At 45.0% G+C, this 13,260-nt stretch carries 11 protein-coding genes; 5 read left to right on the top strand and 6 right to left on the bottom strand.

The genetic code is table 11. The features are described 5' to 3' along the window. Positions 1–9: 9 nt before the first annotated feature. Positions 10–903 (top strand): LysR family transcriptional regulator, encoded by an 894-nt coding sequence (locus RS891_RS23850; RefSeq protein WP_315793378.1) that lies wholly within the window; start codon positions 10–12, stop codon positions 901–903. Between the two features lie 99 nt (positions 904–1,002). Here RS891_RS23850 and RS891_RS23855 read toward each other — a convergent pair whose 3' ends face one another. The 5 genes from RS891_RS23855 to RS891_RS23875 all read right to left on the bottom strand — a co-directional run bounded on the left by RS891_RS23855 (position 1,003) and on the right by RS891_RS23875 (position 7,817). Beyond that, a complete protein-coding gene (locus RS891_RS23855; protein WP_315793379.1) occupies positions 1,003–2,922 on the bottom strand; it encodes a beta-glucoside-specific PTS transporter subunit IIABC in 1,920 nt (639 codons plus the stop codon). A gap of 127 nt (positions 2,923–3,049) precedes the next feature. Continuing rightward, complete coding sequence (gene licT, locus RS891_RS23860; RefSeq protein ID WP_113053622.1) at positions 3,050–3,901, bottom strand: BglG family transcription antiterminator LicT; 852 nt, start codon at positions 3,899–3,901, stop codon at positions 3,050–3,052. Between the two features lie 234 nt (positions 3,902–4,135). Further along, positions 4,136–5,560, bottom strand: a complete 1,425-nt coding sequence (locus RS891_RS23865) for a glycoside hydrolase family 1 protein (protein WP_113053621.1) — start codon at positions 5,558–5,560, stop codon at positions 4,136–4,138. 228 nt (positions 5,561–5,788) lie between these two features. Further along, positions 5,789–7,246, bottom strand: coding sequence for a glycoside hydrolase family 1 protein (locus RS891_RS23870; RefSeq protein ID WP_062325655.1), 1,458 nt, complete (start codon positions 7,244–7,246; stop codon positions 5,789–5,791). A 280-nt stretch (positions 7,247–7,526) separates the two neighbouring features. Then, positions 7,527–7,817 (bottom strand): hypothetical protein, encoded by a 291-nt coding sequence (locus RS891_RS23875; protein WP_315793380.1) that lies wholly within the window; start codon positions 7,815–7,817, stop codon positions 7,527–7,529. A 107-nt stretch (positions 7,818–7,924) separates the two neighbouring features. On the opposite strand from RS891_RS23875, the gene RS891_RS23880 reads away from it, so the two are divergent. From RS891_RS23880 to RS891_RS23890, 3 genes are all read left to right on the top strand, one after another. Then, on the top strand, positions 7,925–8,149 hold the full coding sequence (locus tag RS891_RS23880; RefSeq protein ID WP_113053618.1) for a hypothetical protein: 225 nt from the start codon (positions 7,925–7,927) through the stop codon (positions 8,147–8,149). An 18-nt stretch (positions 8,150–8,167) separates the two neighbouring features. Then, entirely contained in the window at positions 8,168–8,929 is a 762-nt protein-coding gene (locus tag RS891_RS23885; RefSeq protein WP_315793381.1) for a LuxR C-terminal-related transcriptional regulator, read from the top strand. Between the two features lie 97 nt (positions 8,930–9,026). After that, positions 9,027–9,815 (top strand): hypothetical protein, encoded by a 789-nt coding sequence (locus RS891_RS23890; protein WP_315793382.1) that lies wholly within the window; start codon positions 9,027–9,029, stop codon positions 9,813–9,815. A gap of 104 nt (positions 9,816–9,919) precedes the next feature. Here the strand turns inward: RS891_RS23890 and RS891_RS23895 are convergent, their stop codons facing one another. Then, on the bottom strand, positions 9,920–11,671 hold the full coding sequence (locus tag RS891_RS23895) for an ABC transporter ATP-binding protein (RefSeq protein ID WP_315793383.1): 1,752 nt from the start codon (positions 11,669–11,671) through the stop codon (positions 9,920–9,922). Positions 11,672–11,841: 170 nt separating this feature from the next. Between RS891_RS23895 and RS891_RS23900 the strand changes: the two genes are divergently transcribed. Next, positions 11,842–13,260, top strand: coding sequence for an ABC transporter permease (locus RS891_RS23900; protein ID WP_397386970.1), 1,419 nt, complete (start codon positions 11,842–11,844; stop codon positions 13,258–13,260).

Here is a 13,260-nt window from a genome sequence, read left to right on the forward strand (position 1 = left end):
AGAACACACGTGGATATCAAACAATGTCGCTATTTCATCGCGATTGCCGAGGAGAGACAGATCACGGCGGCAGCGCGCAGATTACACATGGCTCAGCCTCCTTTAAGCCAGCAACTCAAGCTGATGGAAGACGAACTCGGCGTGGCTTTGTTTGAACGCAAAGGACGTAGCATGGAGCTGACACAGGCAGGTCGAAGCTTCTATGATTATGCGGTTACGATGACCAAATACATGGAAGAAGCCGTCATGGAGATGCAGAGCTTCAGGTATGGCATTCGGGGCAAACTGTCGCTTGGCATTAATACCATTTCAGATCGTTTGATCCCGCAGGCACTCCAGCAGTTTCGGACAACACATCCCCAGGTGACCTATAAAATTCAGCAAAATGAGTCTGCACAGCTCTGCCAGCTCTTGGGTGAAGGCAAAATCGAGCTTGCCTGTGTGCGAATGCCTGTCAAAACCGAGCAATATGAAGTGCTGCATCTACCACAGGAAGCTCTCTTTTATATTTCCTCTACACCGCTGGGATCAGCGGATGAGAGCGGGATTTATTTTCAAAAGCTGGCAGGCATCCCTCTCTTGCTTCCCAGTACCGAAGGACTCGGGATGTTCGAGCTAATCTTGCAGAAATTCCGTGAGCATCACGTGAATCCTTCCATTGCTGGAGAATGCTCGGATATTAACATGTTGCTGGAGCTTGTACGACTTGGCTTTGCAAGCTCCATCGTGCCCCATACGGTTTTGCAGCTATATCATGAGCATCTGTTTCATGTCTATCGTATTCTAGATGCGCAATCCGCCGTAGATTCTGCGCTAGTGTGGCATCGCAATCGGCATCTTTCCAAGCCCGCGCAGCACTTTGTGCAATTGGTTCAGGAGCTGCTGCCTTCTCGCTCGGTTTAGCCTCCAGTAGATATCAGCCATGAAGAATATCGCCTATATACTAAAAAGCAGCAGCCTTGCCGGAATCCATCCGGTAAGACTGCTGCTTTTTAATGTTCGTTAAGCTTTTGCCGTAAATAACAATTCTTTTTCCTTAATCGTTGTACGTCCGGCAGACTCAATTGAATTATATTGATGCATGTTCGTAATGATGACCGGCGTAATCGTTGTGTAACCGGCTTTTTCGATTTCTTCCCGGTCGAATTCCATCAGCACATCACCAACGGCAACCTTCGCTCCGGCTTGAACTTTAGGAGAGAAGAATTGACCTTTCAGTTTCACGGTATCAATCCCGATGTGAATCAGCATTTCAGCACCGTCATCACTAACGAGACCAATGGCATGTCCACTCTTCGACAACGAGAATACTGTACCGTTAATTGGAGAAACCACACGGCCTTCCGACGGCTGGATGGCAAAACCTTTACCCATAATCTCTTCCGAGAATGCAGGGTCCGGAACTTCACTCAATGATTTAACTTCACCAGTAATTGGGCTAAATACATCTTGATCCAGTGCTTTAGGTTCTTCAACAGCAGTTACTGCGGAAGCAGAAGTCGTTGCTGCTGGTGTTGTAGGCTCAGCAGCTGATGCAGCTTCAGCCGATTGTGGAGCATCGTCTTCTTGGAAACCAAGGATATATGTCAGTATTGCTGCCGCTACGATGGCAATCAAACCACCAGCCAGGGCGTAAAGCAGCGTGCTAATTGCCGGACTGATAAATGCTGCAATACTTGGCAGACCCACTAGACCTGTTAGTACATAAGCTTTAACATTGACGATCCCCATGAATCCACCTGCAACCGCTCCACCAATCAGGGCTGCAATAAATGGTTTTTTGAACTTCATATTGATCCCGTACATTGCTGGTTCCGTAATCCCCATAATAGCCGTAAGACCTGTGGAATAAGCAAGCGATTTAGTTTTACCATTTTTCGATCTAAGACCAACACCGAATGCTGCACCACCTTGTGCCAGGTTAGCTGCAAACATCAGTGGAATAATAAAATCGTAACCAAGTGATGTCATCGAACCAACAATGATCGGCAACAGTGCATAGTGCATACCCGTAATGATCAGAAGTGACATCGTACCACCAATCAGGATACTTGCGAATATTGACATATTGTCGAACAACCAGGAAATACCACCTGACAAACCATTACCAAGCACTGTACCCAATGGTCCAACTGTCATCAAGGTCAGAGGAACCATAATTAACAGGGTAACCGTTGGAACAATCAGAAGCTTAAGCGAAGCATGTGTAACACGATCAACCGCTCTCTCTACATAGGAAGCAATCCAGATTGCGAGAATAATCGGAATAACCGTAGAAGAATAGGTTGCGGCTATAACCTTAATGCCTACAAATGTGGTGTCACCATTGGCAAGCAAGGCTGTAATCGTCGGATGCATAATCCCCGCTGCCAGCGCTGCTGCAATATACATATTGCTACCGAGCTTACGTGCGGCACTGATCGCCAGAATGATCGGCAGGAAGTAGAATGCGCCATCACCGATAGCAGACAAAATGATATAAGTTGAACTGGTTTCAGACAACCAACCTACAGCTACCAGGATTGCCACGATCCCTTTGATCATACCAGCACCCGTAATCGCTGGCAGAATCGGCGTGAATATTCCCGAAATAAAGTCGAACAATGCACTTACTGGATTTCTCTTTTTCTTCTCCCCAGTCGAAGCACCGGTTGATCCGGCGTCTGCATTCGGGGACTTGGACATGTTACCTACCAGTGCATTATACACAACAGGCACATCGTTCCCGATAATGACCTGAAACTGTCCGCCATTCTCCATAACGCCCATAACGCCAGGTGTATTTTTCAGCGTCGCTTTGTCCGCTTTTTTGTTGTCATTCAGGTTAAACCGGAGTCTTGTCATACAGTGTGTGACTTGATCGATGTTCTCTTCGCCACCAACAAGCTTCAGAATATCCTTGGACAATTGTTGTTTATCCATTGTGTTTTGCTCCTTTTATGTGTAATGAAGGTTAAAAAAAAACCTAAACACTGAATAATGACAAAGCAGTTTCAGCTTATCATTATTCAACGTTTAGGTTTTGCCTTTTTTGCAGTAACAATCCCAATTATTCAATTGTTTGTTCAGTTCTGACAACTCGTTCAATATGAATGGTCAGATATAGAATTTCTTCCTTGGATAAGACCCGACTATAGATCTTGCGAGTATAGTCATTAATCTTACAAGCACATGCATGTGCCTCAGGATATTGTTTGCTTACCAGATCATGAAGCGGATTATCCGCTTCCTTATCTTCAATCGCTGTACCTTGTAGTACGCGCTGAGCAAAGAACTTCAAATGTGTCAGGAATCGATAATAACTCAGCGAATCCTCATCCAGCTCAATGACAAAGCTGCGTCGTACAATGTTGAGTATATCTTTTACGATATTCGTAATGCTGATGGTTTCTCTCATCTCACCGTTCATCTGGGCATTGACCAAATGCATTGCGATGAATGCGCATTCGTCTTCAGGAAGCAGGACACCCAATGTCTCTTCAATGATCTGAAGCGCCTTGAGCCCAATGGCATATTCCTTGCGGTACATGCGTTTGATCTCCCAGAACAATGCGTTACGAATCAGCAAGCCTTGACGATGCCGGTCAATGGCAAAATGAATATGATCCGTAAGTGAAATGTAGATGCTCTCATGAAGCTTCTCACCCAACACGGTCTCGGCGTAACGGATAATCTCATCCGAGCATTCAACATATTCAACTGGAATATCAGACAGAAGCGTTTTCAGTTTCTGTGATACTTCCTTGCTTTCCAATGAGAATATTTTTTCGACCAGACTGTCGTCTATCGTTTCACCAGTATGCTTTTTGAAGGCTATGCCCCGCCCCATGACGACCAGTTCGTTTCCTCCTGGATCAATCACAGTAACTACGTTGTTGTTCAGCACCTTCTCGATTTTCATTTCTTCACATCACCTTGCACCGTCAAAGTAGTAAAAGGCAAAACCAAAGCTGGTCATGAAACACATGCCCCGCTTCTGGTTTTGCCTGATTGAACAGTAACAATCCAGTATTCATTAGCCTTAGGCCCATCTTACCATATAATTATCCATCTGACAATGTTTTTGTGAAAGCGGTTAATGTGCTTGAATATGACACAAGAAGATGCTGCCCACATATGTCTTTGGAACCAGAAATTAATGGTTGTCTGATTTTAAACTTGCGCCGTTTGTACCAATAACTTCTTTGTACCAATGGAATGATTTTTTCTTGTAACGATCCAATGTACCAGATCCGTCATTGTTACGATCCACATATATGAAGCCATAGCGCTTCTTCATTTCTGCTGTAGATGCACTCACCAGATCGATGCAGCCCCATGAAGTGTAGCCCATGACTTCAACTCCATCTTCAATCGCTTCACCCACTTGCACCAAGTGATCATTCAGGTATTGAATCCGGTAATCATCATTCACTGTTTTATTGCCATTTTCGTCTGTGATCAGCTCATCGACTGCACCCAAACCATTTTCGACAATAAACAATGGTTTTTGATAACGATCCCAGTATTTATTCAGCGTTACGCGCAGGCCTTGCGGATCAATCTGCCAGCCCCATTCACTTGCTTTGAGGTAAGGGTTCTGTACACCTGCAAATAGATTTCCTTTGCCTTCAACACGTTTCTGTGGGTCACCTGTCTCACAAATACTTACATAGTAACTGAATGAGATGAAGTCCACTGTATGTTTCAGAATTTCAGCATCGCCATCTTCAAACTTGATGTTGATATTATTCGCTTTGAAGTAACGATTGATGTATTTCGGATAATAGCCACGTGCATGAATATCGGCAAAGATGTCATTCCGCTGTTCTGCATGCATTGCAGCTACCACATCATCCGGATTTGGTGTCAATGGATAGGTTGGCATACTGAGTACCATACAGCCAATTTTCGCTTCAGGCATAATCTCATGACCCAGTTTTACTGCCAGCGCACTTGCCACCAGCTCATGGTGGATTGCTTGGTACAGATCCTGTTTGGACAGTTCCGCTTTTGGTGTAAAGATGCCGCCACTCATGAACGGTTCTTCCAGAATGGAGTTAATTTCATTAAACGTCAGCCAGTATTTTACTTTGCCTTTGAAACGGTTAAACAGTACGGTTACATAACGCTCGTAGAAATCAATCATTTTACGGTTAACCCAGCCGTCATACGTTTTGGACAAATGCAGCGGTGTCTCATAATGTGAGATCGTTACCAGGGGTTCAATCCCATATTTGTGGCATTCGTCAAACAGGTCATCATAGAACTGCAGACCTTTTTCATTTGGCTCCAATTCATCACCTTTAGGGAAAATACGGGACCAGGCAATGGAGGTACGGAATACTTTGAAGCCCATTTCAGCAAACAACTTAACATCCTCTTTGTAACGGTTGTAGAAATCGATACCGATCAATTTCAGGTTATCCTCTGTCGGTCCTTCCGTTCTTGGCGTCGTAATCCCATGCGGCATTACATCCTGAACAGACAGGCCTTTGCCATCTGTATTGTAGGCTCCTTCGAGCTGATTGGCTGCGACTGCGCCGCCCCATAGAAAATCCTTCGGAAATGGTGTTGTCATATCTTCATTCCTCTCTGGTTACGTTGTACTCATTCTTTGTTAAAACAGTTGACCCTATGCCCGTGAACACATCAAAAAGCGGACAATGCGCAACTAAAAGGGCTTCAGATCAGATAATCATCGATGGCCTGCTTTATGTTGGGTTTTGCCCGCTTTATGCGGTAACAATCCTCGAATAGCCTAATTACTTACAGCGATCCGGATTTAAGATACAGGAATCAGACCAAATTATAGTTGCTCACCATTGCTGGCAATTACGTTTTTGTACCAGTCAAACGAATCTTTCTTCGAACGTTTGAGTGTTCCATTACCTTCGTCGTCCAAATCCACGTAGATGAAGCCATAACGTTTGGACATTTCAGATGTGGACATGCTCACAAGGTCAATCGGGCCCCATGCTGTAAATCCAATCAGATCCACACCGTCTTTGATCGCTTCTTTCATTTGTTCGATGTGTTTCTTCAAGTAATCCACACGATAGGAGTCATGAATTGAACCGTCTTCTTCAACACGGTCATATGCCCCCAGGCCATTTTCTACGATGAACAATGGTTTCTGGTAGCGATCCCAGAAGTTATTCAACGTTACGCGCAGACCGATCGGATCGATCTCCCAGCCCCAGTCGGAAGCTTCCAGATAAGGGTTTTTCACGCCGCCAGTCAGGTTACCTGTTGTTTCTTCTTTATCTGCGGATGCAGATTTGGTTACGGACATGTAGTAACTGAAGGAAATGAAATCAACGGTATTGTTGAGCAAGATCTCATCATCGCCTGCTTCTTTCTGAATCACAATGTTGTTTTCTTCAAAATAACGGGCCATGTAGTTCGGGTATTGACCACGAGCATGCATATCCGTGAAGAAGAGGTTAATCTGATTCTCATGTTGCGCAAGACGAACATCTACCGGATTACAAGTCGCCGGGTACGTTTCCATACGAGCGAGCATACAGCCCACTTGGGAACCAGGAATAATCTCATGTGCAAGCTTGGTTACCAGTGCACTTGCTACAAATTGGTGATGCAGCGCTTGATATGTCGTTTGCAGTTGGTTGTCCACTTTATCGATCAGGATACCGCCGCCTGTGTACGGGCTAAACAGCATCACGTTGATTTCGTTAAACGTCAACCAGTATTTCACTTTATTTTTATAACGGTTGAAAACTGTCTCTGCATATCTCACATAGTGACCAATCACTTCACGACCTGCCCAACCATTGTATTTCTGTGTCAGACCGAGCGGTGTTTCGTAGTGAGACAAGGTTACCAACGGTTCAATGCCGTATTTTAACAATTCGTCGAAAACATCGTCATAGAATTTCAAGCCAGCTTCGTTCGGCTCTTGATCGTAACCGTTAGGGAAAATACGTGCCCAGTGAATGGACAAACGGAACACTTTGAAGCCCATTTCAGCAAACAACGCGATATCTTCTTTGTAGTGATGATAGAAATCAATACCAAAACGTTTAGGGAAACGTTCTTCAATTTTGCCGGAAAGGATCTCTTCAATTCGTGTAGAGGAGATTTCCATGGCATGTCCGCCTGTACGCTTCTCTTTGGGAACATGCGCAATCATATCCGCAGTAGAGAGACCTTTGCCGTCCTTATCGAATGCACCTTCTAATTGGTTGGCAGCTGTAGCGCCTCCCCACAGGAAGTTTTCGGGGAATCCTTTTTTTGCCGTGGTCATAACGAACAACCTCTTTTCGAATTTTATTTGGGTTTTTCCCGAATACAGCGGCTGTATTTCAGGCCAAAAAACAAGAAAAACCTAAACTCAAGGTAAAATAGCTCGCAAATAAAGAGCCTTCATTTCACCATCAGTTTAGGTTTTGCCTGTCTGCACAGTTACAATCCATCAAAAGATGTTATTGCGTATTCGGTTGTTTTTCTCTTGTAATGTAAACGTAACATATCTATTTTGCAAAATCAACTTTCCGCTCAATGCACTCGCTGACTACCTTTGGACGTTATCGAGGCATTTGCATAATTGCTGCTCTTAGGGCATTTGTATCCCCGTTTTCGAGATAACTGGCAGGACTTTCGTCGCCCAATGCAGGAACATTCATATCGATCCATCGCAGCGCATATTCACCCATTTCACATAAAATAGCCTTGCTAATATCTGCCGGAATCCCCCGCTGCTCTGCACATTCAGCCCATATTGGGTCCACATGCAAATATGATTTTTCGAAGAGTCTCACAAATGAGTCCCAACTGCTTTGATTGAACTCCGCCAGATATAACTCTTTCATACTCATGTAAATGCCCTCCCTGAAATAGACATCGTAACCCCCAAGTCCTACGATAAGCAATTCATCCTTAAGCCGCTTGAAACCGATTTTTAAAAAGGTAGACTTAATTTTAAATGTTTTTCGGGAAAATGGATAGCCAAGGAGGAACACCCTCAACTTCTGAGGATGGCAACCAGATTACAGTGATTGTACATGAACAAGCCGTATTGGAATTAGTTGCAAACCTTCGCTCTGTCGAACAAACATATGAGATTGCTTCATTGCCTGGCATTCTTTTTCGAGTTGCCCGCACTGAAATTACCGATCAGGATGGTCATGTGATCGAAACCATCGGTTGATCACAAGGAGGACATCTTATGTCAGCACAAACATCTAACTTACGAGAACCCTCGTTAGAGAACGAGATATATACACCCGGTATGGCACATATCCAGTATTTAACGAAAATCAATCTGGACAGGATGCGCAAAACCAATCATTTTCTGATTAACGCCTTCCAGCAAAGTCTCTCGGATATCAAAGAAAACCTGTCAAGCACGTACCTCTTTCTGCTCACCGACGCACACGGGGTTCTGCTTGCCATGGATTACAGCCCTGATCTGGAACAGGTGGTGAAACAATCTCCCATCCGCCCGGGCATGATCTTTACGGCTAGAAGCTGTGGCGTCAATGCCATATCTGAATCTATGGACAAACACGGGCCTGTTCAACTGCCCCCTGAGCAGCACGAGAATCCGCTTTTTCAGAACTGGCATTGTTACGCTGCACCTCTGTCAGTCGGTCTTCAACATGTTGGCTACCTGGACGTCTCCACCATTAATGCAGATATCCAGAGTGAACTGATTGCAATCGCCAAGCTGATCCCGGCCCATATGCAAAATCGGTATCAATCTAACCTTGCCTCGTCGGTAACGAAGCAGCCATCGATTGAATTCACCAAGCGACAGTTAACCATTTTAAAAATGATCTCTAGCGGACTGACGGTTAAAGCCATTGCATTGAAATTGAAAATAAAGGAATGCACCGTAAATCATCATAAAAAAGTGATTTTTAACAAATTAGGTGTACAATCCAGCGCGGAAGCTGTTTCAATTGCCAGCCGTCTGTCTTATCTATAAAGGTACCCCTATAGATTCCTATAGGTGGTCAACACGAACATCTGTGCTAAGATTTTGAGAGAGAAAAAGCACACACACACATTTTCAGGAGGGTAATATGTCTATTCCAAAAAAAGCTTCATTGTTTGCCATGTTAATTATGATTCTGTTGGTTGCTGCAGCTTGTGGCGAAAAAGCGGATAACAACGCCAAAACAAACGAATCAACTGCAACGAAAACTACTGCCGGCACTGACACAGACACGGCGAAGACAGAAGATACGGAGAACACGGAAAGCTCCGAAGCATCCACTTCCGAGTCCAAGGAAACAGATAGCTCCAAAGACGTTGAATTGGGAACCACAGAAAAAGGCTCTTACAACAATGACTATTTTGGTGTATCGCTGAAATTCCCCGAAGCTTGGGAGTTCCAGGATGCCGAAGGCATGAACGAGCTGACTAACGCTTCCTCCGAAGTTATTGCCGGAGACGATGAAACGAAGAAAAAACAAATTGAACTATCTCAGGCCAAAACACTGAACCTGTTGATGGCTTCACAATATCCACTGAACGGAAGTCAGGTTGGTCCTTCCGCTATGGCGATCGCTGAAAAAGTAAGCCTGCTGCAAGGAATCCGCACCGGTAAAGATTATCTGAAAGCAACGAAGAAATTCATGATGGACAGCCAGTTCCCTTATGAATACAAGGAATTCACAACCGAAACGATCGGTGGCAAAGAGATGGATCTGATGCAAATTACGATGGATGCGGGCAACGGTTCAACCATTACGCAAGATTACTACAGTACCATTATTGAAGGTTATGCATTCAACTTCATCTTCACCTATTTGGATGATACCACTAAGGCCGAGATCGACAACATCAAGAAATCCGTTCAGTTTAAATAATACACTCACTGTCACAGTGCATGCTGTGCATGAAAAGAACCCCGCGCAATGACGTTCCACAGTCATTGCCGGGGTTCTTTTGGAGTGAAAATGAATGTTTTGCCTTATCCGGAAATGGCCACCCAATGTCCCTCTTTCACTTCCACCCACTGAGACTGTTCCAGATTATAGCGATCTTCCACTTCGACTGTCTCTCGTGGTGTTTGGTTAACTGCAAGACGTTTTTTCTTCGCTTCCACAGCCGGGTCCGGCACCGGAATGGCCGATAACAAGGCCTTTGTGTATGCATGCTGAGGATTCGAATATAACTCTTCACTTTCTGCTAACTCCACAATTTTCCCGTTATACATGACAGCCACACGATCACTGATATGTTTAACCATGGACAGGTCATGTGCGATGAACAGATATGTCAGACCAAGTCGCTGCTGCAATTCTTCAAGCAGTTGTACGATCTGTGCCTGAATGGACACATCCAGCGCAGACAAAGGCTCGTCACATACAATAAATTCAGGTTCCACAGCCAGCGCACGAGCGATTCCGATCCGCTGCCGTTGACCACCCGAAAATTCATGAGGGTATCGCTGTGCATGAGCCGGATCGAGCCCCACCATCTCCAGCAATTCCTCCACACGCTTTTCCCGTTCAGCAGGGCTGCCGGCAAGATGGTGAATATCCAAGGCTTCGCCAATAATGTCCATAATTCTAAATTTGGGATTAAGCGAGGCATACGGGTCCTGGAAAATAATTTGCATATGTCTCCTCATCGTTTTCATCTCTGAGGCAGAGAGGCGGTTGAGCGGCACTCCCTTGAACAGCACATCTCCACCTGTAGGTTCATGCAGTCGCAGAATGGCTCGGCCTGTAGTCGATTTCCCGCTACCCGATTCGCCAACGACCCCCAGCGTCTCCCCCTGGCGGATCTCGAAACTGATATCGTTCACAGCTTTTAAAGTGTTGCCTTTACCCAGATTAAAATGTTGCTTGAGGGACTTCACTTCCAGTAAAGGCTGATCATCCTCCAAATCGCGTGGCACCAACGAGACGAGTTTTGGCTTTTTCTTCTCGTCCAGTCGAGGTAATGCATTCAACAACCTTGCTGTGTATGGATGCTTCGGATTAGCAAAAATCTCTGTGGTTGTGCCGGATTCCACAATCTGCCCGTCTTTCATGACCACGACCCGATCACACATGCCTGCCACTACTCCGAGATCATGGGTAATCAGAATAATAGAGGTGCCCAGCTGTGCCTGCATATCTTTCATCAAATGAAGGATTTGGGCCTGGATAGTAACATCAAGCGCAGTTGTAGGTTCATCCGCAATCAGCAATTCAGGACGGCAAGCAAGAGCAATAGCGATCATCACCCGCTGACGCATACCTCCGGAGAATTCATGTGGGTACTGGTTGAAACGTATTTCACTCCGGGTGATACCAACGAGCTCCAGCATGGCAATCGCCTGCTTCTTCGCTTCCCCTCTGGAAAGCTTCTGATGTTTAATCAGACTTTCGGTAATCTGTTTTCCGATCTTCACGGTCGGATTAAGAGAACTCATAGGGTCCTGAAAGATCATGCCGATGTCACGGCCACGGATACTTTCCATCTCTTTTTGCGTTTTATGGACCAGATCTACCCCTTTAAACAGGATCTCACCCTTTTTCATCTGCGAAGGAGGAGAGGCAAGCAGTCTCATAATGGAACGTGCCGTAACACTCTTCCCACTGCCGGATTCCCCTACAATGCCAAGTGTTTCCCCTTTCCGTACTTCAAAACTGACTTCTTTCACCGCCTGAAATTCACTCTCTCCGGAATGAAAAGAAACGGACAACTCATTTACTTTCAACAAAGGTTGCATGTGATCACCAGCCCTCATCCATATTTTCACATGTGCTCATATGTATACTCTTCCATACCTTGACAATTAAATAGACTCTAAATAATATATACTATATCAATCGGAATAATGCAATTTAAAATGAGATGAAAGGAGGCTCGCATGGTTTGAATCTTGCAAAAGGCAGCAAAATGTCACAGCTTGTTTACACCCTGGGATTTAATTATGGCAAAATGCTGCTTCATCCCTCCTATCGATATGTTCTATTTATTCTCGGACTGCCCGTTAATCTGGTTGTGCTTCTGATCTGGCACTCTAGACGAAAAAGGGATGGCTGGGCCGTGGTTCAACAAGCTGTTGAGCACGATATGCTCTCCACTTCTTACCGGGATAAACTTCGAATGGACGTGGAAGAACAGTTGAGGCGTAAACATCGTTTCTTTCAGCAGCAAGTTAGTGAGGCAGAGTTTAAACGTCAAACGGAGGAATGGCTGGAGGAATCCGTTCAGAAGGAGTTAAAGGAACGAACGTTCAGCAAGCTTCAGGAACAGGGGAAACAGCGCCTGACGATGGCTGATACATTCCAATCGATAATTGATAAACCTTGGTTCCTTGCGATATCGGTTATTCCTGGCTGTCTGATGTACGCCATGATGTTTCTGTATGGCAATCCTTATCTAAAGTACATATTCGAAAGAATTCTGATGACGGTATTCGTCATTCTGGGCGTAGCAACACTTGTATTCACCATCTTGTACCTGTCTCCATTCAATCCGGCAGCCAACATTCTCGGAGAGACAGCAACACAGGAACAGATCGCAGCTTTTAACCATGTGTATGGCCTGGATCAGCCCTATCTTGTCCAACTCTGGAACAATATCAAGGGCATAGCGCTATTTGATCTCGGCAAGTCTTTTTCAGGGAATGAAGATGTCACGGCTACGATCGCCAGAAAGTTTCCAATCACGTTAACACTGGCTGTGATCTCCTTGTTGCTTGCCCTTGTCATTGCATTACCCATCGGTATCATCTCGGCGATCAAGCCCAATTCACTGTTTGATTACACATTCATGTTTATTGCATTGATTGGATTATCGATTCCGAATTTCTGGCAAGGACTCATCTTTATCCTGAATTTTTCGATCAAGCTGCAGTGGCTTCCGGCTACCTTCAATCCACAGAACTGGCTGTCTATTATTATGCCAACGATTGTTCTGGGAACGGGATTAACCGCTGCGGTGGCCCGTATGACTCGCTCTTCCACACTGGAAGTTATTCATGAGGATTACGTAATGACTGCTCGTGCCAAAGGATTAAGTGAACGACAGGTTCTGCTGAAACATGCTGTGCGCAATGCGCTAATTCCAATCGTAACCGTTGTAGGTCTTCAATTTGGAGGCATGCTTGGCGGGGCGGCTGTAACGGAGAAAGTATTTAATATCAGCGGTCTCGGCAGCTACATTGTGGATAAACAGTTTATCCCTGATATTCCGAGCATTATGGGCGGGGTCATATACACAGCGATTACGATCTCCATCATTAATGTTGTGGTAGATCTGTTGTACGCTTTTGTCGATCCAAGGGTCCGTTCCAAGATGAAACAATATTAA

It is taken from the genome of Paenibacillus sp. BIC5C1, from assembly GCF_032399705.1.
Taxonomy (GTDB): Bacteria; Bacillota; Bacilli; order Paenibacillales; family Paenibacillaceae; genus Paenibacillus; species Paenibacillus taichungensis_A.

What these genes read in the sequence shown, in the direction of transcription:
- RS891_RS23855 (WP_315793379.1), bottom strand. Translation starts at nt 2,922, where the DNA reads ATGGATAAACAACAATTGTCCAAGGATATTCTGAAGCTTGTTGGTGGC.
- licT (WP_113053622.1), bottom strand. Translation starts at nt 3,901, where the DNA reads ATGAAAATCGAGAAGGTGCTGAACAACAACGTAGTTACTGTGATTGAT.
- RS891_RS23865 (WP_113053621.1), bottom strand. Translation starts at nt 5,560, where the DNA reads ATGACAACACCATTTCCGAAGGATTTTCTATGGGGCGGCGCAGTCGCA.
- RS891_RS23870 (WP_062325655.1), bottom strand. Translation starts at nt 7,246, where the DNA reads ATGACCACGGCAAAAAAAGGATTCCCCGAAAACTTCCTGTGGGGAGGC.
- RS891_RS23875 (WP_315793380.1), bottom strand. Translation starts at nt 7,817, where the DNA reads ATGAGTATGAAAGAGTTATATCTGGCGGAGTTCAATCAAAGCAGTTGG.
- RS891_RS23880 (WP_113053618.1), top strand. Translation starts at nt 7,925, where the DNA reads ATGTTTTTCGGGAAAATGGATAGCCAAGGAGGAACACCCTCAACTTCT.
- RS891_RS23885 (WP_315793381.1), top strand. Translation starts at nt 8,168, where the DNA reads ATGTCAGCACAAACATCTAACTTACGAGAACCCTCGTTAGAGAACGAG.
- RS891_RS23890 (WP_315793382.1), top strand. Translation starts at nt 9,027, where the DNA reads ATGTCTATTCCAAAAAAAGCTTCATTGTTTGCCATGTTAATTATGATT.
- RS891_RS23895 (WP_315793383.1), bottom strand. Translation starts at nt 11,671, where the DNA reads ATGCAACCTTTGTTGAAAGTAAATGAGTTGTCCGTTTCTTTTCATTCC.
- RS891_RS23900 (WP_397386970.1), top strand. Translation starts at nt 11,842, where the DNA reads ATGTCACAGCTTGTTTACACCCTGGGATTTAATTATGGCAAAATGCTG.